Below are 24,703 nucleotides of genomic sequence, written 5' to 3'. Positions count from 1 at the left end.
ATGTTGGTGTTTATTTTTTCTTATTTATCAAATTTACTTATTATGTATGACAATCCAATCGGTAATATCTTTTATATTCTGAGCTTCGGTATCAGGCGAATTCATACCAACGTCATGTCCTTTTCCTTCTCTAATTAGTAATTTTGTCTCAACATTTTTGCTTTTTAATTCGGCATAAAGATTTTGAGATTGACTAACATTAACCAGAGGATCAGCATCACCATGTATCAGCAATGTTGGCGTGTTCGAAATATTTCTGAAAGGGCTTATTGCAATAAATGCAGGATTATTACCCGATGTATTAAATTTTGCTCCAGCTAATTTTTCGATAATATCCAAAAGACCACTCTTCTTAAGAAATTCTAATACTTCAACAGAATCTAATCTTGAAGGAGCACAAAGTGCGGTTATCGACTTCATATTCTTTTTGGTATATCCAAATAATAATGCCAAATGTGCTCCGGCGCTAATGCCTACAATATGATATCCTTTTTTGGCATATCCGTATTTACCGGAAACATCAGAAACATAATTAACAGCTGCTTGAATATCTGCTAATAAATCCTTTGCCGAAATTTCTTCCGATACATAACGATAATCAACATTTGCCACAACAAATCCTTTATTGCAAATATCCTGAGCATGTTTACTTGTATATTCAAGTCCGCCCATTGACCACGCACCTCCATGCAGCAATATAACAACAGGTACGTCTTTTAAATCTCCATTAGGAATATATAGATCTAAAGCTTGTTGAGATGATTTCCCATAAGCAAAATGCGAAAAAGACTTGCCCTGCCCAAAAGAACTGCAAAAAGTAAACAACAAAAATAAAAGGAAGTGCTTCATAATTAATTTTTAAAACAATCCACCTTGAATGTTGGTGTTTATTTTTCCTAAATGTTTATAGGCTTTGTCCGTAACTTCACGACCACGGGGAGTACGCATAATAAAACCTTCCTGAATCAAGAATGGTTCGTATACTTCTTCAATGGTTTCACTACTTTCAGAAACTGCAGTTGCCAAAGTTGAAAGACCAACTGGTCCTCCTTTGAACTTATTAATAATCGTCAATAAGATTTTATTATCCATTTCATCCAGTCCGTGCGCATCGACATTAAGTGCTCTTAAAGCATAACGTGCAATTTCAAGATCTATGGTTCCGTTACCTTTAATCTGTGCAAAATCTCTAACTCTTCGTAACAATGCATTTGCGATACGAGGTGTTCCTCGACTTCTACCAGCTATTTCGATAGCAGCATCTAATGATATTGGCATTTTAAGAATAGAAGAACTTCTTTCTACAATAGTTGTTAAAAGTTCTGTAGTATAATATTGAAGACGAGATGAAATTCCAAAACGAGCACGCATAGGCGCCGTTAATAATCCTGAACGAGTTGTAGCACCAATTAAAGTAAAAGGATTTAAATTGATTTGTACAGTTCTGGCATTTGGACCTGACTCAATCATGATATCAATCTTAAAATCCTCCATTGCCGAATATAAATACTCTTCAACAATTGGACTTAAACGATGAATTTCATCAATAAATAAAACATCTCTTTCATCAAGATTAGTCAATAAACCAGCCAAATCGCCAGGTTTATCCAAAACAGGACCAGATGTAATTTTAATTCCAACTTCAAGTTCATTGGCAAGGATATTTGCCAAAGTAGTTTTTCCTAATCCGGGAGGTCCGTGAAAAAGTGTGTGATCAAGAGCTTCACCACGCTGATTGGCAGCAGCAACAAAAACTTTCAAATTCTCTAAAACTTGATCTTGTCCGGCAAAATCATCAAAGGACAGCGGACGTAATCTTTTTTCAAGATCTAATTCTTCTGGGTTATACCCATTTGTAGTGGGATCTAGGTTCTCATTCATTTTACAAAGATAGACAAAGTAATCAGTTTGTAAAACAGATAAATCTCAAATAAAATGCTGAAACTTAAAGTCAAATTCTAACTTTAGTTAAAACAAAAAAGACCATCTGAAAAGATGGTCTTTTAAAATATTTTTAGTGGTGTAAAACTTCTTCACCTTCTTTCATTGGTACATTTTGCGGTACAAAATCTACATCGTGATTTGGGTTACTGTAGTCATACGGCCAACGGTATACGTGAGGAATTTCACCTGGCCAGTTACCGTGAATATGTTCTACTGGAGTTGTCCATTCTAATGTTGTAGATTTCCATGGATTCTGAACTGCTTTCTTACCGTAGAAAATACTACTAAAGAAGTTGTACAAGAATACTAATTGGAACGCTCCTCCTACAAGAGCAAATGTTGTAATTAAAACATTCACATTTTGTAAATCATCAAATAATGGGAAGTTTGTGTTTGTATAATAACGTCTTGGTAAACCAGCTAATCCAATAAAGTGCATTGGGAAGAAAACTCCATAAGCACAAACTGCTGTTACCCAAAAGTGGATATAACCTAAGTTTTTATTTAACATTTTTCCATACATTTTAGGGAACCAGTGGTAAATACCAGCAAACATTCCGTAAAGTGCAGAAATACCCATTACTAAGTGAAAGTGAGCAATTACAAAGTAAGTATCGTGAACGTTAATATCTAAAGTACTATCTCCTAAGATGATTCCAGTTAAACCTCCAGTGATGAAAGTAGAAACCATTCCGATAGAGAATAACATTGCAGGGTTAAATTGCAGGTTACCTTTCCATAAAGTTGTAATCCAGTTAAAAGCTTTTACAGCAGACGGAATCGCAATCAATAAAGTTGTAAAGGTAAATACAGATCCTAAGAAAGGATTCATACCTGAAATGAACATATGGTGACCCCAAACAATTGTTGATAAAAATGCAATTGCAAGAACCGACATAATCATCGCTCTGTATCCAAAGATTGGTTTACGAGAGTTCGTAGCCATAATTTCAGAAACAAGACCCATTGCAGGTAAGATTACGATATAAACCTCAGGGTGTCCTAAGAACCAGAATAAGTGTTCAAACAATACAGGAGAACCACCTTGGTAATGTAAAACTTCTCCAGCGATATAAATATCAGATAAGAAGAATGAAGTACCAAAACTTCTATCAAAAATCAATAATAATGCTGCAGATAATAATACTGGAAACGAAATAACACCAATAATAGCTGTTACGAAGAATGTCCAGATTGTAAGTGGAAGTCTAGTCATAGACATTCCTTTAGTTCTTAAGTTGATTACTGTAACAATGTAATTTAAAGATCCCATTAATGAAGATGCGATAAAGATTGCCATTGAAACTAACCATAAAGTCATACCTGTTCCAGAACCTGGAATTGCTTGTGGCAATGCACTTAATGGAGGATAAATTGTCCAACCTGCAGAAGCTGGTCCAGCTTCAACAAATAAAGAAGACAACATAATCACAGCAGACAAGAAAAACAACCAGTATGAAATCATGTTCATGAATCCAGAAGCCATATCTCTTGCTCCAATTTGAAGCGGAATAAGTAAGTTACTAAAAGTACCACTTAAACCAGCCGTCAGTACAAAGAATACCATGATGGTACCGTGAATTGTAACTAAGGCCAAATAAATATCATTAGCCATTACACCATCTGGTGCAAATTTATCTCCTAATAAAACATTAAAGATTTTGAAAGACTCTTCTGGCCATGCTAATTGCATTCTGAAAAGCAAAGACATTGCAATACCAATAATTCCCATAATAATACCGGTAATTAAGTATTGCTTAGCAATCATTTTGTGATCAATACTAAATATATATTTAGTAATGAACGTGTCTTTATGATGATGTTCGTGCTCGTGATCGTGTCCGTGATCGTGACCGTGCGCTTCTGCTGACATATATGTGTACTTTAAATTTTCTTAATAAATATTATTTCATAGCAACTTTAGCTACAACTGCTTTTACAGTATCTATAACTGCTTTAACAGTATCTTTAGCAGTACTATCTGTAGTCGCTTTCGCTCCTGCTTCTTCAGCTGGTTTCTTAGCAGCTTCAGCCGCTTTAATATCCTGAGCTAAAGTAGTTTTTTCGCTTAACCATTTTTTATACTCTTCAGGAGTATCAACAACAACTTTCATTTGCATGTTGTAATGAGAAGCTCCACAAATTTTATTACATAATAATAAATAATCAAATGTATAAGGATCTAAAGCTGTACCACCTTTAGCAACTAACTCAACACTTTTTTCAGCTCTAAGTTTATTGATGTTCGCAACTTTTTCTACCATGAATGGTAACTCTCTGTATTCAGAAGTTGTGTAAGTTGGAATAAAAGCAAACTCAGTAACCATTCCAGGAACACAGTTCATTTGCGCTCTAAAGTGAGGCATGTAAGCTGAGTGCAATACGTCTTGAGAACGCATTTTGAAATGTATTTTTTTACCTTTTGGAATATGTAATTCAGAAACTACGATATCATCTTGAGAATTAGGATCTGACATATCAACTCCTAAAGTATTTACACCTTCAATTAAACGTACGTTAGCTTTTCCTAAAACATTATCTTGTCCAGCATATCTTGCAGTCCATTTAAATTGTTGAGCATATAATTCGATTTCGATTACATCTTCATCTTTATCAACGAACATAATGTTGTTCCAAGCGTACAATCCGTAAAGAATCAAACAAGCCAAAACTACAGATGGAATAATACTCCAAATTGCTTCTAATTTATTACTATCAGCAAAGAATAATGCTTTTCTATCTTTATGACCTCTATTTTTGAAAGAGAACCAATATAATAATCCTTGTGTAATAAATTGAACTACAAAAATTAAAACCCAAGTAATATTCATTAAGTTATCTACTAAAAGTCCATGCTCTGAAGCTGGAGTATGAAGTGCTAAACCACCCCATTTTAGTAAACCATAAATCGTAAATATATATATGAATGCCAAGAAGCCAAACATAATATACCCTTGAATATTATTATCATTATCCGATGCAACCTGAGAATCGTCCGAAGAAGATCCTACTTGAGTAAGATCAAATATCTTGGTCAATTGCCATAATGCAACTGCTAATAAAACTAAAACTATAATTACCAACAAACTTGTCATCTGTTTACTTCTTTAAATATTAATAATGAAAATGTTTACTTTCTTCAATGAAAGGATTTCTTTTTGCTAACAAAGGAGCTTTAGTTAATGCAGTAAATACAACAAAAATAAATAAACCTAAGAAGAAAAGTATAGATGCAATTTCAGGAACTCCAATAAACCATTTATCTCCAACTGTACCAGGCATAATCATATTAAAGAAATCTACATAGTGACCTAGTAAGATAACAGTACCTGCCATTACAATAACCCAGCTAAGACGTTTGAAGTCTGTGTTGATTAATATTAATAATGGGAACACAAAGTTCATAACTACAGCACCAAAGAATGGTAAATTGTATAATTGAATTCTTGTTACGAAGTAAGTTACCTCTTCCGGAATGTTAGCATACCAAATTAACATGAATTGAGAGAACCATAAATAAGTCCAGAAAACACTAATACCAAACATAAATTTAGCTAAATCGTGAATGTGGCTTGTATTTACATACTCTAAATATCCTTTAGATTTTAAGTAAACAGTTACTAATGCAATTGCAGTGATACCACTTACAAAGAAAGATGCGAAAACATACCATCCAAATAAAGTACTGAACCAGTGTGGATCAATTGACATAATCCAATCCCAAGACATAATAGACTCAGATACGATAAAGAATACTAAGAAACCAGCAGTTAACTTAAAGTTCTTTTTGTAGTATAGATCATCGTTAGCGTCATCTTGAGCTAAGCAATTTTTTCTAGATTGGTAACGGTATAAGTTCCATCCTATTAAAAAGATAGCTGCTCTAATAATCCAGAAAGTGAAATTTAAATAACCTGCTTTACCAGCAATAATTTTATCATAATTTGCACTAGCAGGATCTGTAACCCCTTCACCTAACCATACAAAAATATGATTAAAGTGTAATCCGCAAAGAATTAAAATAACAAAGAAAATAATTGAACCTACAGGTAAGTAAGCCGTGATTCCTTGCATTACTCTAAATAATACCGGAGACCAACCTGCCTGAGCAACTTGTTGAATAGCATAAAATGCTAAAGTTCCCATAGAAAGTAGTAAGAAGAAAATACAAGCAACATATAAAGCTGACCAAGGCTTATTTTGCAATTGGTGCAATACATGCGTTAAATGTTCTTTGTGCTCATCAGCAGCATTTACTGTTTCATGCTCACCACCTTTGTGTGATTCATGTGAAGCTTCAGCAGCTTCGTGATGTCCAGCTTCTTGATGTGATGTTTCTGCTGTTGCTTCATGTGCAGCACCATGAGATCCATGTGCATCTGCAGCTAGAATTTTTTCAACTTCTTGAATATCTTTAGGAGCAGTTAAAAAACCATATCCAATTCCTAATATACCAAGGGCCATTAGGATGATAGAAAAAGTTTTTAATTTACTTGAAAATGTATACATATCTATTACGATCAGTTTGTTCAACAATTATAATTGGCTTCTTAGTTTTAGAACATAGTCAGCAACTAACCAACGTTCGTGGGCACTTAATTGATTTGCATGCGAACCCATTGCATTTAGACCATAAGTTTCAACGTGAAAGATACTTCCTTCAGTGATGTCTCTGTCTTTATAGTTAGGTACTCCAAGAAATTTTTCTCTTTCAACCAATTTACCTTTACCGTTTCCAGTTGCACCATGACAACTAATACAGTAAATTTCGAAAAGTTCTTTTCCTTTTCCGGAATTTCTTTCGATAGAATCCAAAGGAGATTTTAAATTAGCTTTTGCTAATTCATAACCTGCAGTTGAATTTTCATATTCATAAGGCTCAAAACCTCTATTGATACTTCCTTCTGCAGGAAGTTGTCCTTCTTTTCCACCTTTGAATATTTTTGCTTCTGAATAGGTTTCATAACCTACAGATTCATACATATTAGGGAAATACTGATAGTTTGGTGCCGAATTATTGTGGCAAGATGAAACTAAAATAGTTATACCAACTAAAAGTGTTATTTTATATATCCTTTTCATAGCTACAATTAATTCTTTTCAATTACTTTAACTTCAACAGCTCCTGTACCTTCGAAAAAAGAAACTAGTTCTGCTTCGTTATCATTTACAGCAACTTCCATTAAAAAATGGTCATCTGTTGTTCTTACATCAGGATTCTCAGCTTCTTTGAATGGCCACAATCTACTTCTCATATAAAAAGTAATAACCATTAAGTGAGCAGCAAAAAATACTGTCATCTCAAACATAATTGGTACAAATGCAGGCATATTTTGAATGAAGCTAAAACTTGGTTTACCTCCAATATCCTGTGGCCAATCATGAATCATGATATAACTCATCATGGTTGTTGCAACAGAAATACCAACACATCCATATAAAAATGCACAAATTGCTAATCTTGTTGGTGCTAAACCCATAGCTTTATCCAATCCGTGAACTGGGAATGGAGTAAAAACCTCTTCAATATGATGATGAGCAGCTCTAGTTTTCTTTACTGCATCCATCAAAATATCATCGTCATTATAAATGGCGTATATTACTTTATTACTCATGATGTGAATCTTTATTTGCTCTTTCTCTAATGTAATTATCTCCTGTTCCTTTCAAAATTGTTTTAACCTCTGCCTGAGCAATTACAGGGAATGTTCTAGAGTACAATAAAAACAATACGAAGAAGAAACCAATCGTTCCGATGAAAATTCCAATATCAACAAATGTTGGTGAAAACATTGTCCAAGAAGATGGAAGGTAATCTCTATGCAAAGAAGTAACAATAATTACGAATCTTTCAAACCACATTCCGATGTTTACAACAATTGAAATAATAAATGAGAACATGATACTTGTTCTTAATTTCTTGAACCACATAAACTGTGGAGAGAAAACGTTACAAGTCATCATTGACCAATATGCCCACCAGTAAGGTCCGGTAGCTCTGTTCAAGAATGCATATTGCTCATACTCTACACCTGAATACCAAGCTACAAATAACTCAGTGATATATGCAACCCCAACGATAGAACCAGTAATCATGATTACAATGTTCATTAATTCGATATGTTGTAATGTAATATAAGCTTCAAGATTAGATACTTTTCTCATAACGATCAACAATGTATTTACCATCGCAAATCCTGAGAATACCGCTCCAGCAACGAAGTATGGAGGAAAAATTGTTGTATGCCATCCAGGAATTACAGAAGTAGCAAAGTCCATAGATACAATCGTGTGTACAGAAAGTACAAGAGGTGTAGCTAAACCAGCTAATACTAATGATACTTCTTCAAAACGTTGCCAATCTTTAGCTCTTCCACTCCATCCGAAACTTAGGATAGAATAAACTCTTTTTGTAAAAGGTGTTACCGCTCTATCACGTAGCATTGCAAAGTCAGGTAATAAACCAGTCCACCAGAAAACTAATGATACTGAAAGATACGTTGAAATTGCGAAAACGTCCCAAAGTAATGGTGAGTTAAAGTTTACCCATAAAGATCCAAATTGATTTGGAATAGGTAAAACCCAGTATGCTAACCATGGACGTCCCATGTGAATAATTGGAAATAAACCTGCTTGAACTACTGAGAAGATAGTCATAGCTTCTGCAGAACGGTTAATCGCCATTCTCCAACGTTGACGGAAAAGTAATAATACCGCAGAAATTAATGTTCCGGCGTGACCAATACCAACCCACCAAACGAAGTTCGTGATATCCCAAGCCCAACCAACTGTTTTATTTAATCCCCATGTTCCAATACCGGTAGATACGGTGTAAATTATACAACCTAACCCCCAAAGGAAGGCTATTAATGCGATTGAAAATACAATCCACCAATGTTTGTTTGCAGGACCTTCAACAGGTGCAGCTACATCTACAGTTACATCGTGATAAGATTTATCACCTATAACTAAAGGTTTTCTAATGGGTGCTTCGTAGTGAGACGACATAATCCTTTATATGTTTCTTAATTAATAATTTATTCTAAGTATTTCTAACTTTAACATGGTAAACCACATTAGGTTTTGTTCCTACATGCTCTAATAAGTGATATGATCTTTCATCAGCCGCTAATTTAGCAACTTTACTTTCTTTATCATTAACATCACCAAATATCATTGCTCCAGAAGAACAAGCGTTAGAACAAGCTGTTTGGAATTCGCCATCAGCAACTGGGCGACCTTCGTTTTTAGCTTTTAATTTAGTAGCTTGTGTCATTTGAATACACATTGAACATTTTTCCATAACACCACGAGAACGAACGTTTACGTCTGGATTTAACACCATACGACCTAAATCGTCATTCATATGATAATCGAATTCACTGTTTTTGTTATACAAGAACCAGTTGAAACGACGTACTTTATATGGACAGTTGTTTGCACAATAACGAGTACCAACACATCTGTTGTATGCCATGTGGTTTTGACCTTCACGACCATGAGATGTTGCAGCAACTGGACAAACTGTCTCACATGGCGCGTGATTACAGTGCTGACACATAACTGGCTGGAATGAAACTTGTGGATTATCTCCAGCTTTTTCCATTTCATTAAATGTAGATAATGAACTAGATAAACCAGCAATATTCTCTTTTCTTTCGTTATCTCCTTCAAAAGTACTTTCAGAAGAATAATATCTGTCAATACGCAACCAGTGCATATCACGACTTCTTCTTACTTCAGCTTTTCCTACAACAGGAACGTTGTTTTCAGCATGACAAGCAATAACACATGCTCCACATCCTGTACAAGCGTTCAAGTCAATCGAAAGGTTAAAGTGATGTCCTGTAGAACGATCAAATGATTCCCATAAATCGACAGTAGTAGCTTTTACTTCTTCGTGATCTAAAGATACCATTGGTTGTTCGTTCCAAAATTCAGCATCTTTAGTATTAAAGATTTCAAGAGTAGTTTCTTTAATAATATCACCTCTACCCATTAATGTTTTCTGTCCTTGAACACAAGCAAACTCATGTACTCCATTTGCTTTCGCAATAGAAACAGATTGAACACTATTGAAATTTTTATATAAAGCGTAAGCATTTAAACCTACAACCATTTCTTCTTTTAAAGCCGCTTTACGACCATAACCAACTGCTAAACCAACTGTTCCAACAGCTTGTCCTGGTTGAACAATAACTGGAACATTTTCTAATTTTAAACCGTCAGCAGTAGTAATTGTAGCATAACTTCCGTTTAGACCTCCGTTAGCAACAATCTCATTTGTTAAACCAAGTTTTTTAGCATCAGCATTAGAAACTGTAACATAGTTATCCCAAGAAACTCTTGTGATTGGATCCGGAAACTCTTGCAACCAAGGGTTGTTTGCTTGTTGTCCATCTCCTAAACCTGTTTTAGTATACAATACTAATTCAAATTCTCCTGCAGCTTTTGATTTTGAAACCGCATTTGCAGCAGCAGCATAATCAACAGAACCTGCAGATAAAGCAGTAGAACCAATTACAAAAACACCATCATGTAAAACTTTATTCCAAGAAGAACCAGCAATAATCCCAGCTGAACTAGCTTTAAGATAATCGTAGAAATTTCCAGTAACTCCGTTTAATGATAATAAAACGTCTTGAAATTGTTTTGTATTGAAAATAGGACGAATAGTTGGCTGAGTTAAACTATAAGTTCCTTTAGTAATCACAACATCACCCCAAGATTCTAAATAATGAGGAGCCGGAGCAGCAATAGTAGTAACTGAAGCAGTTTCATCTTCTTTTAAAGAGAAAGCAACTGAAGTTTTTACTTTTTTCAATCCAGATACAAAAGAAGCTGAATCAGCTAATGTATAAACCGGATTAATACCACTCATGATTAAAGTATGAACACTTCCAGCATTCATATCTTTTATTAATTGAGATACAACCGCATTAGAACCTTTTCTAATTTGTCTTGTACCAGCTGTATTAAAAGCTTCACTAGCCAATACCTGATTGATAGCTAAAACTAATAATTGAGCATTTTTATCTTCAATTCCAGATACTAAAACTCCTTTAGAACCAGCAGCTTTTAACTGTTGAGCAGCTTTAGTAACTTCTGTTTTAAATTTAGCATCCAAAGAAACCGGAACAGAAGCACCTGCAATAATATTATAAACCAAAACTAATGCTTGTTTTTGATCCGCTGGAGTCATCGGAATACGCTTATCAGCAGCAGCACCAGACAATGTCATGTTTGATTCGAACTGAAAATGACGAGACATTTTTCCGTTTTGCGGAATACGTCCCTGAGCATATCCTGCATCGTACCCACCTCCTTGCCAATCTCCTAAGAAATCAGCTCCAACAGAAACAATTAAAGAAGCTTTTGAAAAATCGTAATCAACAAGAGCTCTTTCACCGTAAACTGTTTCAAATGCATCTAATGCTTCAGAAGAAGAAACAGCGTCATAAACAACGTGTTTTGCATTTGGGTTTTTAGCAATAAATTCACCTATTAACTTCTCAGTAGATGGACTCGCTAAAGTATTTGTCAACAATACCACTTGTCCACCTTTTGCTTTTGCATCAGCAAGACTTGATTTTATTTTCAAATCAACAGCAGACCAGCTACTATTTTTTCCTTCCAATTTAGGTTCTTTCAAACGCATGCTATCATATAAAGATAAGATAGATGCATGAATTCTAGCATTGGCTGAAAACTTAGCTCCAGAAATAGTATTGTTATCAATTTTAATTGGACGACCTTCACGAGTTTTCACTAATAAGTTAGCAAAATCAAAACCATCAAAAACAGTAGTTGCATAATAATCTGCAACACCAGGAATGATTTGTTCTGGTTGTAACACGTAAGGGATAGACTTGTGAACCGGACCTTCGCAGGCAGCTAGAGTTACCGCTGCAGTACTAAATCCTACGTACTTTAAAAAGTCACGACGTGAAGTTCCAGATTGAGCTAAAGCATCTGCATTCCCTAAGAATTCTTCTGTAGGAATTTCTTCAACGAATTCGTTATTTCTAAGCGCCTCAACAATAGAACTATTTTCTAGTTCTTCAACACTTTTCCAGTATTTTTTGTTTGATGACATTGTATATAAATATTAAAATCTTAATAATTCGATTAATAGTGGCATTTACCGCATTCTAAACCTCCCATTTGCGCTGCAGTCAATTTCTCTACACCGTATTTTTTAGAAAGTTCAGCATGAATTTTATCATAATATGCATTTCCTTCCATCTTAACATCAGTTTTTCTATGGCAATCAACACACCATCCCATTGTTAATTTAGAATATTGCTTCATGATCTCAAATTCCTGCACTGGACCGTGACAAGTTTGACATTCAACTCCTGCAACAGTTACGTGTTGAGAGTGGTTGAAGTAAACAAAATCAGGAAGATTATGAATACGAACCCATTTTACAGGCTGCGTTTTTCCTGTATATGCTTGTTTGGCTTTATCCCAACCAACAGCAGTATACAACTTCTGGATTTCACCATCGTAGTAAGCCTTACTGTACTCAGGAGTAGCAGTAGACTCAGCAACTTCAGAAATATTTTTATGACAGTTCATACAAACATTCAAAGATGGAATACCTGCATTTTTACTCACACGAGCAGCAGAGTGACAATATTTACAATTGATCTCGTTATCTCCTGCGTGAATTTTATGAGAATAATGAATTGGCTGAATTGGCTCATAATTTTGATCAACACCTACTTGCATTAAGAAAGCATAAACAAAATAACCACTTGCCAAAAGCAAGAATATAGAAGTAACTAATACCAGGAATTGGTTTTTAGCAAAAGCTTTCCAGATTGGAGTTCTTGCTTCTCTAGGAGCAACTTCAATTCCGTTATTACTAGCAACTTTAGTCAATACTTTGTTCACCATGAACAACATCACAACCAAAATAGCCATAACAAGTGCAAGAGCACCTAAAATAACATTATTTGAAATTCCACCGCCTTCAACAGCAGTTCCCGGAGGCGCAGCAGAACCAGGAGCACCCGGTACAGGCTCAGCTTTTACTTCAGAAGTATAAGCGATAATATTATCAATATCACCTGTAGATAATTGAGGAAAAGAAGTCATTACAGACTTATTGTTTTCTTCAAATAATTTCACAGCAACAGCATCACCTGACTTAATTACTTCAGAACTGTTGTGAACCCACTTGTAGATCCAAGCCATTTCGTGCTTAGCAGCAACTCCTCTTAAAGCAGGACCTGTTGACTTAGCATCTAATTTGTGACATGCAGCGCAATTTGCATTAAAAAGTTCTTTCCCTTTTACTGGATCACCACCTGAAGTTGCAGCCGGAGCGGCAGCAGCAGGCGCCGCCGGAGCAGCAGCAGCATCTTGAGCAAATGAAGTTAGGGAGAAAATTAGCGTTAGCGATAAGCTAAGCAGCAATTTTCTGGAGATCGAATTATGGTTACCCACCTTTTTCATATAGTATAATAATTATCTACTAATTTTTGGTATGATTTTTTCTGTAGTAAATCAACAAAAAACTAATACCTTCTTTTAAAACTTGCACAAAAATACGACTTATGAACTATTCTCAAAACCTTAAAATACTCTTAAATATCAATTTATATCAATTCTAAATAATATTAAAATTTTCCATACAAACTTTAAATACTATTTTTGCATAAAAACCATCACATTATGAGAATTTTAACCCACTCAAAAAGAGTTTTCTTAACACTAGCAATGTTCACTTTAGCATATAACATTCATGCTCAAGACCAAAATTTAACACTAAATCAAGATCCCAAATTTGAGCAATTATTAAACGACAAGCGCAAAATTAACACGTCAATAAACACAAACGACACTTATAAAATTCAAATTTTTAGCGGGAAAAGCGAGGAAGCAAAAAAAGCACTAGCAGATTTCAAAAGAGAAAATAGTGATATCGACGGTACAATAATTTTCAACACACCTAACTACAAAGTAATCGTTGGAAATTTTAAAACAAGAATCGAAGCAGAAAGAAATTTAGCTGAAATCAAGAAAAAGTACAAAAGTGTATTTTTGATTAAACCAAGCAAATAAAATCTTCCAGAAAAACACTTAAAAACAAAAAAAGCATCAGTCGCAACTGATGCTTTTTTTTATACCGATACATATCAAATTACAAGAATGCGACAGCAATTAAAATTCAAAAATAGAATTATTCTTTTTTACTCTCAATATTAGGCAAAAAACCTGTCAAAATACCAATCAAAGGCAAAAACGCGCAGATTTTAAAAACATAAGCTATACTGGTTAAATCAGCTAATTTACCTAAAATAGCCGATCCTAAACCTCCCATTCCAAAAGCAAAACCAAAAAACAATCCAGCTACCAAACCAACTTTACCCGGCAATAATTCTGTCGCGTAAACCAAAATAGCTGAAAATGCAGAGGAAATTATCAATCCAATTATTACTGACAAAATACCAACCCAGAATAACGACACATATGGCAGTAAAAGAGTAAATGGTGCAACTCCTAAGATAGAAATCCAAATCACATATTTTCTCCCAAACCTATCTCCCAAAGGTCCACCGACTAATGTACCGGCTGCAACTGCCCCCAAAAAAGCAAATAAATAAATCTGTGACTCCTGAATCGAAACATTAAACTTATCAATCAGAAAAAATGTGTAATAACTCGTAATACTTGCCAAATAAAAGTATTTCGAAAAAATTAAGATTAATAGAATAATCAATGAAAACACTACTCTTTTTTTAGACAATTGATGCGTAAAAACTCCATGTGATGCTCCTTTATTTTGTCGTTTTAACTCTAAATGTGCACTGTACCAAATTGCTATTTTATATAAAACAAAAATTCCAATTAAGGCAATCAGGCAAAACCAAATTATATAGAATTGTCCGTACGGAATAACAATTAAAGCAGCCAATAAAGGACCAACTGCACTACCTGCATTCCCTCCCAGTTGAAAAATAGATTGCGCCAATCCTCTTTTTCCTCCTGACGCTAAATGTGCCACTCTTGAAGATTCCGGATGAAAAATAGAAGAACCAATACCTATCAAACTAACCGCTAGCAACAAATAAGTAAAACTTGATGCAATGGACACAAAAAGCAGTCCTAATAACGTAAAGCTCATTCCTACAATTAACGAATACGGCTTTGATTTTTTATCTGTATACATACCCACAAAAGGTTGTAAAATAGAAGCAGTAAGTTGGTACGTAAATGTTATCATACCAATCTGAGCAAAACTCAAATCAAATTTTTCTTTAAATAAAGGATAAACAGAAGGAATTACTGCTTGCAATAAATCATTAATAAAGTGAGAAAAGCTTATAATGAAAAGTATAGAATAGATCGTTTTTTGAACTATCTCAGGTTGTGTTTTAACATTTGACATACGTTGTTATTTTAATTTTGAACACTAATAAATTATAAGTAATTTATTTTTGACAAAGATCCTATTAAATTGTATTGTCAGAATTACTACATTTGGACAATGAATAACGATTATCAGACATATCTTGTTGTTGACCTTGGATTTCAAATAAATCCATCTCTTCCGGTTGTGGGATATACCGAAACAATTACAGATGCTATTTGCTCATTGCATTCGCATCCACGAGCGCAACTTCTTTATGCAACAAGTGGCGTCATGAATGTGGTTGTAGAAAATCAAATTTGGGTTGTAAATCCCCTACAAGGATTATGGATTGCAGGCGGAGTTGAACATCAGGTATCTTTTCAAAAGGACGTAAACCTTTATAGTGTTTTTATCGATCCAGCATACACGAACGATCTGCCATCAACTAGTTTCTCTTTTGATATTTCAGTTTTTCTAAAACAGTTAATGTTTAAAATTATTTCTTTTGAAGATCATGAAAACATAACTCCTACACAAAGAAGAATAATGGATGTATTTCTGGATGAATTGTCCCTAATTTACCCAAGTTCTACTTTTTTACCCACAAGCAATCACACAAAACTCAAAAACATCATCGATCTTTTAATTAATGATGTTGCAAATAAAGAAACAATCGAACATTTCGCTGATTTATCTTATATGAGCAGCCGAACTTTATCCCGACTTTTCATAAAAGAACTAGGTATGAGTTTTAGCGACTGGAGAATTAGATTAAAATTATTAGAGGCAATAAAAAGACTAGGAGAAAAACAATCCATAAAAGAAATTGCATTTGATTTAGGATACGAAACAACCAGTGCATTTATTTTTATGTTCAAAAAAAATCTAGGCAAAACCCCATCAAATTATATTTTGGAAAATAAAACAGAATACTAATTTCTTCCTCTTGCTAATAATTTTACGTAAACCACATATTCTTCTTAAAAAACCAAAATCATATAAACAAAAAAATCCCGATTGCTCGGGATTTTTTATTTGAAAAGTATTTCAATTTTATTTCAATTTTTTCTTGATAGCAACTTCATGGTACGCCTCAATAACATCTCTTTCTTCAATGTCATTGTAACCTTTAATCTGGATACCACAATCATAACCCTTAGAAACTTCTTTAACATCGTCTTTGAAACGTTTCAATGCAACAAGTTCTCCTGTATGCACCACTACTCCATCTCTAATAACTCTAATTTTAGAAGATCTCATGATTTTACCATCCATAACCATACATCCTGCAATAGAACCAACTTTAGAAATTTTGAAAATCTCACGAATTTCAGCTGTTCCTAAAATTTCTTCTTTCATCTCAGGAGCTAACATTCCTTCCATCGCATCTTTCAAGTCATCGATAGCAGCATAGATAATAGAATAGTAACGGATATCGATTTCTTCTTTATCTGCAAGTTGTCTCGCATTTCCAGCAGGACGAACGTTAAATCCGATAATGATCGCATCAGAAGCAGAAGCCAACATAACATCAGTTTCAGTAATTGCTCCAACACCTTTATGGATAATATTAATTTGAATTTCTTCAGTAGAAAGTTTAGAGAACGAATCTGATAATGCTTCAACAGATCCATCAACGTCTCCTTTAAGGATTACGTTCAATTCTTTAAACTGACCAAGAGCAATACGACGACCAATTTCGTCAAGCGTAATATGTCTTTGTGTACGTACAGATTGTTCACGCATTAATTGAGAACGTTTTGATGCAATTTGTTTTGCTTCTTTTTCGTCTTCAAAAACATTAAACTTATCACCTGCAGTTGCAGCTCCGTCAAGACCCAAAACAGATACAGGAGTCGATGGACCAGCTTCTTTAACAATATGTCCACGTTCATCATGCATAGCTTTAATTTTACCATGATGTTTTCCTGCCAACATATAATCTCCAACTCTTAAAGTTCCGTGTTGAACTAAGATTGTAGAAACATATCCTTTTCCTTTATCTAAGAAAGCCTCAACTACAGTTCCCTGCGCCGCTTTATTTGGATTCGATTTTAAATCTAAAATTTCAGCTTCTAATAAAACTTTTTCTAATAATTCTTTTACTCCTGTTCCAACTTTTGCAGAAATATCATGTGACTGAATTTTTCCACCCCAATCTTCAACAAGTAAATTCATACTAGCCAAACGTTCTTTGATTTTCTCAACATTCGCATTTGGTTTATCAATTTTATTGATTGCAAATATAATTGGCACTCCTGCAGCTTGTGCGTGAGAGATTGCCTCTTTTGTTTGTGGCATGATATCATCATCCGCCGCTACAACAATAATAGCGATATCTGTAACTTGAGCTCCACGTGCACGCATCGCGGTAAACGCCTCGTGACCCGGTGTATCTAAAAATGCAATTTTTTGACCATTATCCAAAGTTACTCCGTATGCTCCAATGTGCTGTGTAATACCTCCAGACTCACCAGCGATAACATTTTCTTTACGGATATAATCCAGTAAAGATGTTTTACCGTGATCGACGTGACCCATTACAGTAACAATTGGTGCTCTTACTACTAAGTCTTCTTCTTTATCTTCAACAACTTCAATTGCTTCTTCAATATCAACTGTGATAAACTCAACTTCATAACCAAATTCATCGGCAACGATAGTTAATGTTTCAGCATCCAGACGTTGGTTCATGGTAACCATGATACCAAGAGACATACAAGTTCCAATTACTTTAGTAATCGGCACATCCATCATGATTGCAATTTCACCTACAGTAACAAACTCAGTAACTTTAATAGTTTTACTTCCTTCGTCAAGTGCTCTTTGCTCTTCATCAGATTTCTGACGGTGCGTATCTCTTTTATCTCTTCTGTATTTAGCAGCTTTTGATTTTCCACCTTTACCTTGAAGTTTTTCAAGAGTCTCTCTAATTTGGTTTTTTACTTCCTCTTCAGTAGGCTCAACTTTAGCTACAATTGCAGGACGGTTTCCTTTTACAAAACCAGGTCTTGCACTTCTGTTAGCATTAAATCCACCACCACCGGTATTAGGTGTAATTTTATTTGGGTTTGGAGTTCCCGGCGCATTACCTGTTGCAGGTTTTGGCGCACCCGGAGTTCCAGGCTTAGGAGCAATTCTCTTACGCTTATTTTTATTAGCGTTATTATTATTTGCCCCAGGAGCTCCCGGTTTATTAGGAGTTATCTTTGGATCTTCTTTCTTTTTCTTAGGCTTATTAAATTGAGATAAATCAATTGTTTGCCCAGTAAGAGTAGTTCCAGATAATTTTTGATATTGAGTAGTGATAGTTTCCTCAGCAGTTGTAGGATCTGTCGAAATAACAGGTTCTGGTGCTACTTTAGGAGCTTCCACTTTTACTTCTTTTTTCTCTGTAATAATAGGTTTTTCTACCTTTTTCTCTTCAGAAACTACAGGAGCCACTATCGGCTCAGGCTGTACAACTTCTTTTTGAACAGGTTTTTCTGGTTGAGTTGGAGCAACAACTACTTTTGGTTCTTCAGCCTTAACTGGTTCCTCAACAATAGGAGGAGTAGAAACAACTGCAGGTTTCTTTGGATTTAAATCAATTTTACCAACTTGAACAGGTCCAGTTACAACAGCTCTCGCTTTTATAACCTCTTGTTGCTTTTGGCGTTCCTCGTCTTGTCTGCGTTTATCCTCAATTTCTTTCTCACGTTCAACACGTAATGCTTCTTTTTCTTTTCTTTTCTCTTCTCCTACCTCTTTAGAAGCTTCCTTATTCCCCTTATCGCCCGCAAATTGGCTTTGTAGGATATTAAATTCGCTATCAGAAATTTTTGCATTTGGATTTGCATCAATAGCAATTCCCTTATCTTTTAGATAATCAACAGCTCTTTCTAACGAAATATTTAATTCCCTTAAAACCTTGTTTATTCTTATTACTCTCTCTTCAGACATATAACCTTTTTATTATTACCTTTTTCGTTGTGTTGTTAGAGCAGATAACTAGCTATCAAACTCTTCTTTTAGTATTTTCATAACATCAAGAATTGTTTCCTCTTCTAAATCTGTTCTTCTTACTAAATCTTCTACTTCTTGTTTTAAGATACTTCTAGCTGTATCTAAACCAATTTTTGCAAATTCTTCGATAACCCAGCCTTCAATTTCATCTGAAAACTCAGTTAATTCAACGTCATCATCTTCACCACTAGCAACATCACCTTCTCTAATAACATCCAGCTCATAGCCTGTAAGCTGACCTGCTAATTTAATATTGTGACCTCCTCTACCAATTGCTTTAGATACTTCTTCTAATTTCAAGAATACTTCAGCTCTTTTGTTTTCTTCATCAATTTTAATTGAAGAAACTTTTGCAGGGCTTAATGCTCTTGTAATAAACAATTGAATGTTGTTTGTATAGTTGATAACGTCGATATTTTCGTTTCCTAACTCACGAACAATTCCGTGAATACGAGATCCCTTCATACCAACACAAGCTCCAACAGGATCGATTCTATCATCATAAGAATCTACCGCTACTTTTGCTTTTTCACCAGGAATACGAACTACATTTTTAACAGTAATTAATCCGTCGAAAACTTCAGGAATTTCTTGTTCAAATAATTTCTCTAAAAACTTCTCAGAAGTTCTAGACATAATAATTTGAGGTTTGTTTCCTTTTAATTCAACGCTTTCAATGATTCCACGTACATTATCTCCTTTACGGAAAAAATCAGACGGAATTTGTTTTTCTTTCGGAAGTACAATTTCGTTCCCTTCATCATCAACTAAGATAACAACTCTAGGGCGAACATGGTGCACTTCGGCAGTATAAATATCACCGATAATATCTTTAAATTGCTTGTAAAGATTTGTATTATCGTGTTCGTGAATTTTAGATATTAAGTTTTGACGTAAAGCTAAAATCGCTCTTCGTCCTAAATCAATCAATTTAACTTCTTCAGAAACTTCTTCACCAATTTCAAAATCCGCTTCGATCATTCTAGCTTCTGTCAATGTAATTTCTTCATTTTCAAAATCAAGATCTTCATCAGCAACAATTACTCTTCTTCTCCATATTTCCATATCTCCCTTATCAGGATTAATAATAATATCGAAGTTATCATCAGAACCGTATTTTTTCTTCAATGCATTTCTAAACACGTCCTCTAAAATTGCCATAAGCGTTACACGATCAATAAGTTTATTATCTTTAAACTCTGAGAATGAATCGATTAATGCTAAATTTTCCATGCGAATTCTTTAATTAAAATGTTACTGTAACAATTGCCTCTTTAATTTCTGTATAAGGTATTTGTTGCTCTTTTTGAACTGTTTCTTTTCCTTTTCCTACTTTTTTCGGTTCTCTTGCTTTCCAAGACAAAATTATAAAAACATCGTTAGCTTCCACTAATTCTGCCTCAATTTTTTCATTATTTGTAGTAACAATCAACGTTCTACCAATATTTTTCTTGTATTGTCTTATCAATTTCAATGGTGATCCTACTCCAACCGATGCTACTTCAAGCGAAAAATCCTGTTCTTCACGATCCAGATTATTCTCGACTGCACGACTAATATCGATACAATCCTGCAGCGCCACTCCATTATCTCCGTCTAAGCCAACACTAATTTTAAAAGAGTCAGAAATAGCCAGATCAATCAAAAAGATTGATGGTTTTTCCAGAAGAGCTTCTGTAATTAATCCGTTTACTTTTTCTTTAAATGTCATAATTTTATAAAAAGAGGGGACACTTAGTCCCCTCATTATTTAGATTTTAATAAATAACGGTGCAAATATAGTGTTTTTTTTATAAATCAAAATAAATAGATTGCTCTAAAAATATTTCTTATCTTTATAAGAGCATTAAAATAACGGAATTTCACATTATTTAACCCCTTAAGAATCATGAAACGAATTCTAGTACCTACCGACTTCTCAGAACATGCAGAAGACGCCTTGAAAGTTGCTGCAAAAATCGCCCAAAAAAACGATTCGGAAATTATCATTTTACACATGCTTGAATTACCACATCAAATGAATGATGCAATTTTAGGCGGCGCGAGCATTCCAGAAACCATGCTTTTCATGAAAAAGGCAAACGAAATGCTGGACGAAATTTCATCAAAACCTTATCTTGACGGAATAAAAGTAACTGAAATCGTGAAAATGGACAAGCCAATTCATGGAATTACTCAGGTAAGCAAAGATTATGAAGTTGATTTAATCATAATGGGATCACATGGTTCTTCTGGAATTGAAGAACTTTTAATAGGCTCAAATACTGAAAAAGTAGTGCGTAATTCTGATATTCCAGTTTTGGTAATCAAAAAAGACATTACAGATTTCAAAGTTGGAAATATCGTTTTTGCCTCTGATTTTTCTGAAGAAACTAAAAAACCTTTCGAAAAACTTTTGAACTTCACTAAATTCTTTGAATCAAAAATTCATTTAGTTACAATTTGCACTCCAAATAGCTTTAAACCAACTCACGTTATCCAAAAAGCTATGGATAATTTTACAGCTGAATTTAATCTTACAAATTACACCACTCACATCTATAACGACACTAATATCGAAAAAGGAATCATCAATTTCGCCAACAGTATTAATGCTGATATTATCGGGATGTGTACTCACGGAAGAACTGGTTTTGCTCATTTTTTCAACGGAAGTATCAGCGAAGGATTAGTAAATCATACCATAAAACCCGTTGTTACTTTTAAGATTTAAGCAAATATTCTACAAAGACAAAATCTCTTATTCTCACCAAAAGCCTTTCGTTTGAAAGGCTTTTTTTATATATAAATATCATCCACTTGTTCCGTTTAAAAAAAATTACGTGAGCTTTTTAACAAAGTACATCTGAGCTTTTCAACAAAACAGAAGCGCTAATTAATATAGAAATTTGTCAAATAAAAATCATAATACAATACAACATGAAAACAATAGACAAAATCTACATTAATGGAGAATTCGTTACTCCGCAAGGACAAGAATATTTCGACCTAATAAGCCCAACAACAAATGAAAAACTAGGAAGAGTCCTTTTAGGGAACAAAGAAGATACCCAAAATGCTACAAATGCAGCCAAAGCAGCTTTCAAAACCTTCTCAAAAACTACCGTTGCAGAAAGAATTCAATACTTGCAAAACATAAAAATAGCTATCGAGAAAAGAAAAACCGACTTTATAAATGTAATGGTTGAAGAATACGGAGGAACATTGCAATTTTCAACAATAAGCTTTGAATATATACTGAAAGGTTTTGACTCTGCGATTAACCTATTAAACACTTATGATTTTACTAAAAAAATGGGAGAATCTGAAGTTCAAATGGCGCCGCTGGGAGTTGTGGGAATTATTATTCCATGGAATTCAAGTAACGGATTCATATGCAGTAAATTATCAACTGCAATTGTAGCAGGATGCACAACGGTTATAAAACCAAGCGAAATGAGCGCACAACAAACCCAATTAATCACAGAATGCCTTCATGAAGCAGAACTTCCAAAAGGAGTTTTTAATATCGTAAACGGACTTGGCGAAGTTGTCGGAGCCGAAATAAGTCGCAATCCGGATATTGCAAAAATTTCTTTCACAGGATCAACTACTGTCGGAAAAATTATTGCCACAGAAGCCATTAATACCATGAAACGTGTTACACTTGAACTTGGTGGAAAATCGCCAAATATCATTTTGGACGACGCCAATTTTTCAGAAGCAATTCCGTTAGCTATAATTGCCGCTTACATGAACAACGGACAAGCCTGCATTGCAGGAACAAGATTATTAGTTCCCGAAAATAAACTTGAAGAAGTCAAAACCCTTGTTAAAGAAATAGTTTCAAAAACAATTGTTGGCGACCCAAAAAACGAAACAACAGCAGTTGGACCAATGGTTAGTAACAAACAATATGATCGCGTTCAGGATTACATCAAAACAGGAATAAATGAAGGCGCAGAAATTCTTGTTGGCGGCTTAGGAAAACCTGAAGGACTAGAAAAAGGAAATTTCGTAAAACCAACCGTTTTTATCCATGTAAACAACCAAATGCGCATTGCAAGAGAAGAAATATTTGGCCCTGTTTTATCTATTATCACTTATAAAACAGAAGAAGAAGCAATTGAAATAGCCAATGACACCACTTACGGACTACAAGCTTATGTAAGCTCATCAAACAAAGAAAGAGCTCACAAAGTTGCTTCACAAATTAATGCAGGACGCGTTCAGATAAACGGAATCGGACATGATCCAATGGCTCCTTTTGGCGGATTTAAACAATCAGGAATCGGCAGAGAATTCGGAGTTCTTGGACTTGAAGCATATCTTGAACCAAGAGCATTAATTCAATAAAAACAAAACTTACAGATCCGGATATCTTTACACAAAAAGATTTTCCGGATCTTTTTGTAACTTTACAATTATGACTGCAAAAACAAATACAAAACCTCAAATACTTTACTCCTGCTATTACGCACGCAGTCGTGAAGGCGAGCATTTTATACCAGAACACGTCTTTAGCTACCAGATTTCAGGAGAAATGACCGCTTCAGATAGCAAAAACACCTATCTCACAAAAGCGGGAGATTTTCGCTTCAGCAAAAGAAATAATCTAGCAAAATTCACCAAAATTCCACCTGAAGGAGGCGAATTCAAAACAATATCTCTTTTTCTGGATCAGGAGATTCTTCGCGAAATAAGCAAAGAATACGATTTCAAAATCAACAAAAAAACAAATTCTGAAACCATGATTATATTAGCACCAAATCCGCTATACAAATCCTTCATGGAATCACTTATATCTTATCTTGAAGTAAAACAAGAAGACAACGAAACTCTTTTTAACTTAAAAATAAAAGAAGCAGTTCATCTATTAATTAAAGTAAATCCGGAATTAAAAGATATTTTATTTGATTTTAGCGAACCCGGCAAAATGGATCTAGAAGCTTTTATGAATAAAAATTTCCATTTTAACGTGCATCTTAATCGTTTTGCATATTTAACCGGAAGAAGCTTAGCCACTTTTAAAAGAGATTTCGAAAAAGTATTTCAACAAACACCCGGAAAATGGCTCTTAAACAAAAGACTTCAGGAAGCTTATTATTTAATTAGTCAAGGAACACCGCCATCTGAAGTCTATATAGGCGTTGGTTTTGAAGATCTTTCGCATTTTTCATTTTCATTTAAGAAGAAATTCGGCGTAGTTCCATCTTCTTTAATTTCTAAATAACACTGCCTTTTAAAATCCAGCCTAAAATTCAACCACAAAGAACGCAAGGTTTTTCACTTATTAAGATTTAATATAAACGCAAAGTTCGCAAAGCTATAACTGACAAAGCTTTGCGAACTTTGCGTTTGCAATCATAATAATAAAACAAAAAACTTAGCGCTCTTTGCGGTTAAAACTGT

General features: G+C 34.5%; 19 protein-coding genes. 5 read left to right on the top strand and 14 right to left on the bottom strand.

Translation table 11 applies throughout. From position 1 onward, the window contains the following. Positions 1 to 33: 33 nt before the first annotated feature. The 10 genes from WN975_RS22960 to WN975_RS22915 form a co-directional block, all read right to left on the bottom strand. Complete coding sequence (locus WN975_RS22960; RefSeq protein WP_337968503.1) at positions 34 to 849, bottom strand: alpha/beta hydrolase; 816 nt, start codon at positions 847 to 849, stop codon at positions 34 to 36. Between the two features lie 9 nt (positions 850 to 858). After that, positions 859 to 1,881 (bottom strand): Holliday junction branch migration DNA helicase RuvB, encoded by a 1,023-nt coding sequence (gene ruvB / locus WN975_RS22955; RefSeq protein ID WP_337968502.1) that lies wholly within the window; start codon positions 1,879 to 1,881, stop codon positions 859 to 861. A 133-nt stretch (positions 1,882 to 2,014) separates the two neighbouring features. After that, a complete protein-coding gene (locus tag WN975_RS22950) occupies positions 2,015 to 3,817 on the bottom strand; it encodes a cbb3-type cytochrome c oxidase subunit I (RefSeq protein WP_337968501.1) in 1,803 nt (600 codons plus the stop codon). Between the two features lie 31 nt (positions 3,818 to 3,848). After that, entirely contained in the window at positions 3,849 to 5,039 is a 1,191-nt protein-coding gene (locus WN975_RS22945; RefSeq protein ID WP_337968500.1) for a cytochrome c oxidase subunit II, read from the bottom strand. A gap of 19 nt (positions 5,040 to 5,058) precedes the next feature. Next, positions 5,059 to 6,453, bottom strand: coding sequence for a quinol:cytochrome C oxidoreductase (locus WN975_RS22940; RefSeq protein WP_337968499.1), 1,395 nt, complete (start codon positions 6,451 to 6,453; stop codon positions 5,059 to 5,061). A gap of 27 nt (positions 6,454 to 6,480) precedes the next feature. Next, positions 6,481 to 7,026: a cytochrome c gene (locus WN975_RS22935; protein WP_121326848.1), complete on the bottom strand. Its 546-nt coding sequence runs from the start codon at positions 7,024 to 7,026 to the stop codon at positions 6,481 to 6,483. Positions 7,027 to 7,034: 8 nt separating this feature from the next. Beyond that, positions 7,035 to 7,559 carry a DUF3341 domain-containing protein gene (locus WN975_RS22930; RefSeq protein ID WP_041516373.1) on the bottom strand — a complete coding sequence of 175 codons (525 nt, stop codon included), beginning with the start codon at positions 7,557 to 7,559 and terminating at the stop codon, positions 7,035 to 7,037. After that, entirely contained in the window at positions 7,552 to 8,952 is a 1,401-nt protein-coding gene (gene nrfD / locus WN975_RS22925; RefSeq protein WP_041516374.1) for an NrfD/PsrC family molybdoenzyme membrane anchor subunit, read from the bottom strand. The genes WN975_RS22930 and nrfD overlap by 8 nt, the downstream gene beginning before the upstream one ends. A gap of 34 nt (positions 8,953 to 8,986) precedes the next feature. Continuing rightward, on the bottom strand, positions 8,987 to 12,040 hold the full coding sequence (locus WN975_RS22920; RefSeq protein WP_337968498.1) for a TAT-variant-translocated molybdopterin oxidoreductase: 3,054 nt from the start codon (positions 12,038 to 12,040) through the stop codon (positions 8,987 to 8,989). A 32-nt stretch (positions 12,041 to 12,072) separates the two neighbouring features. Next, entirely contained in the window at positions 12,073 to 13,407 is a 1,335-nt protein-coding gene (locus WN975_RS22915) for a c-type cytochrome (RefSeq protein ID WP_337968497.1), read from the bottom strand. Between the two features lie 219 nt (positions 13,408 to 13,626). Between WN975_RS22915 and WN975_RS22910 the strand changes: the two genes are divergently transcribed. Then, positions 13,627 to 14,016: an SPOR domain-containing protein gene (locus WN975_RS22910; RefSeq protein ID WP_099710738.1), complete on the top strand. Its 390-nt coding sequence runs from the start codon at positions 13,627 to 13,629 to the stop codon at positions 14,014 to 14,016. A gap of 118 nt (positions 14,017 to 14,134) precedes the next feature. Here the strand turns inward: WN975_RS22910 and WN975_RS22905 are convergent, their stop codons facing one another. After that, the gene (locus WN975_RS22905; protein ID WP_337968496.1) at positions 14,135 to 15,343 is read right to left on the bottom strand and encodes an MFS transporter; all 1,209 of its coding nucleotides are present in this window, start codon (positions 15,341 to 15,343) and stop codon (positions 14,135 to 14,137) included. Positions 15,344 to 15,442: 99 nt separating this feature from the next. Here WN975_RS22905 and WN975_RS22900 point away from each other — a divergent pair, with 99 nt between their 5' ends. Further along, positions 15,443 to 16,243 carry a helix-turn-helix transcriptional regulator gene (locus WN975_RS22900; protein ID WP_337968495.1) on the top strand — a complete coding sequence of 267 codons (801 nt, stop codon included), beginning with the start codon at positions 15,443 to 15,445 and terminating at the stop codon, positions 16,241 to 16,243. Positions 16,244 to 16,360: 117 nt separating this feature from the next. Here WN975_RS22900 and infB read toward each other — a convergent pair whose 3' ends face one another. From infB to rimP, 3 genes are read right to left on the bottom strand one after another with little or no spacing between them, the layout of a single operon-like run. Further along, positions 16,361 to 19,249 carry a translation initiation factor IF-2 gene (gene infB, locus WN975_RS22895; protein WP_337968494.1) on the bottom strand — a complete coding sequence of 963 codons (2,889 nt, stop codon included), beginning with the start codon at positions 19,247 to 19,249 and terminating at the stop codon, positions 16,361 to 16,363. A gap of 48 nt (positions 19,250 to 19,297) precedes the next feature. Next, the gene (nusA, locus tag WN975_RS22890) at positions 19,298 to 20,545 is read right to left on the bottom strand and encodes a transcription termination factor NusA (RefSeq protein WP_099710734.1); all 1,248 of its coding nucleotides are present in this window, start codon (positions 20,543 to 20,545) and stop codon (positions 19,298 to 19,300) included. A 13-nt stretch (positions 20,546 to 20,558) separates the two neighbouring features. Further along, positions 20,559 to 21,023, bottom strand: coding sequence for a ribosome assembly cofactor RimP (gene rimP / locus WN975_RS22885; protein ID WP_337968493.1), 465 nt, complete (start codon positions 21,021 to 21,023; stop codon positions 20,559 to 20,561). A gap of 177 nt (positions 21,024 to 21,200) precedes the next feature. Here rimP and WN975_RS22880 point away from each other — a divergent pair, with 177 nt between their 5' ends. The 3 genes from WN975_RS22880 to WN975_RS22870 all read left to right on the top strand — a co-directional run bounded on the left by WN975_RS22880 (position 21,201) and on the right by WN975_RS22870 (position 24,524). After that, positions 21,201 to 22,025 (top strand): universal stress protein, encoded by an 825-nt coding sequence (locus WN975_RS22880; RefSeq protein WP_337968492.1) that lies wholly within the window; start codon positions 21,201 to 21,203, stop codon positions 22,023 to 22,025. Positions 22,026 to 22,231: 206 nt separating this feature from the next. After that, positions 22,232 to 23,647, top strand: coding sequence for an aldehyde dehydrogenase family protein (locus WN975_RS22875; RefSeq protein ID WP_337968491.1), 1,416 nt, complete (start codon positions 22,232 to 22,234; stop codon positions 23,645 to 23,647). A 70-nt stretch (positions 23,648 to 23,717) separates the two neighbouring features. Further along, on the top strand, positions 23,718 to 24,524 hold the full coding sequence (locus WN975_RS22870; RefSeq protein WP_337968490.1) for an AraC family transcriptional regulator: 807 nt from the start codon (positions 23,718 to 23,720) through the stop codon (positions 24,522 to 24,524). Positions 24,525 to 24,703: the final 179 nt, after the last annotated feature.

It is taken from the genome of uncultured Flavobacterium sp., assembly GCF_951805225.1.
In the GTDB taxonomy this organism is placed as follows: Bacteria; Bacteroidota; Bacteroidia; order Flavobacteriales; family Flavobacteriaceae; genus Flavobacterium.
The sequence above is the reverse complement of the archived record's forward strand: the minus strand, read 5'-3'. Positions and strand labels throughout refer to the sequence as shown.

Excerpts from the sequence above, each read along its gene's own strand:
- WN975_RS22960 (WP_337968503.1), bottom strand. The coding sequence starts at position 849 with ATGAAGCACTTCCTTTTATTTTTGTTGTTTACTTTTTGCAGTTCTTTT.
- ruvB (WP_337968502.1), bottom strand. The coding sequence starts at position 1,881 with ATGAATGAGAACCTAGATCCCACTACAAATGGGTATAACCCAGAAGAA.
- WN975_RS22950 (WP_337968501.1), bottom strand. The coding sequence starts at position 3,817 with ATGTCAGCAGAAGCGCACGGTCACGATCACGGACACGATCACGAGCAC.
- WN975_RS22945 (WP_337968500.1), bottom strand. The coding sequence starts at position 5,039 with ATGACAAGTTTGTTGGTAATTATAGTTTTAGTTTTATTAGCAGTTGCA.
- WN975_RS22940 (WP_337968499.1), bottom strand. The coding sequence starts at position 6,453 with ATGTATACATTTTCAAGTAAATTAAAAACTTTTTCTATCATCCTAATG.
- WN975_RS22935 (WP_121326848.1), bottom strand. The coding sequence starts at position 7,026 with ATGAAAAGGATATATAAAATAACACTTTTAGTTGGTATAACTATTTTA.
- WN975_RS22930 (WP_041516373.1), bottom strand. The coding sequence starts at position 7,559 with ATGAGTAATAAAGTAATATACGCCATTTATAATGACGATGATATTTTG.
- nrfD (WP_041516374.1), bottom strand. The coding sequence starts at position 8,952 with ATGTCGTCTCACTACGAAGCACCCATTAGAAAACCTTTAGTTATAGGT.
- WN975_RS22920 (WP_337968498.1), bottom strand. The coding sequence starts at position 12,040 with ATGTCATCAAACAAAAAATACTGGAAAAGTGTTGAAGAACTAGAAAAT.
- WN975_RS22915 (WP_337968497.1), bottom strand. The coding sequence starts at position 13,407 with ATGAAAAAGGTGGGTAACCATAATTCGATCTCCAGAAAATTGCTGCTT.
- WN975_RS22910 (WP_099710738.1), top strand. The coding sequence starts at position 13,627 with ATGAGAATTTTAACCCACTCAAAAAGAGTTTTCTTAACACTAGCAATG.
- WN975_RS22905 (WP_337968496.1), bottom strand. The coding sequence starts at position 15,343 with ATGTCAAATGTTAAAACACAACCTGAGATAGTTCAAAAAACGATCTAT.
- WN975_RS22900 (WP_337968495.1), top strand. The coding sequence starts at position 15,443 with ATGAATAACGATTATCAGACATATCTTGTTGTTGACCTTGGATTTCAA.
- infB (WP_337968494.1), bottom strand. The coding sequence starts at position 19,249 with ATGTCTGAAGAGAGAGTAATAAGAATAAACAAGGTTTTAAGGGAATTA.
- nusA (WP_099710734.1), bottom strand. The coding sequence starts at position 20,545 with ATGGAAAATTTAGCATTAATCGATTCATTCTCAGAGTTTAAAGATAAT.
- rimP (WP_337968493.1), bottom strand. The coding sequence starts at position 21,023 with ATGACATTTAAAGAAAAAGTAAACGGATTAATTACAGAAGCTCTTCTG.
- WN975_RS22880 (WP_337968492.1), top strand. The coding sequence starts at position 21,201 with ATGAAACGAATTCTAGTACCTACCGACTTCTCAGAACATGCAGAAGAC.
- WN975_RS22875 (WP_337968491.1), top strand. The coding sequence starts at position 22,232 with ATGAAAACAATAGACAAAATCTACATTAATGGAGAATTCGTTACTCCG.
- WN975_RS22870 (WP_337968490.1), top strand. The coding sequence starts at position 23,718 with ATGACTGCAAAAACAAATACAAAACCTCAAATACTTTACTCCTGCTAT.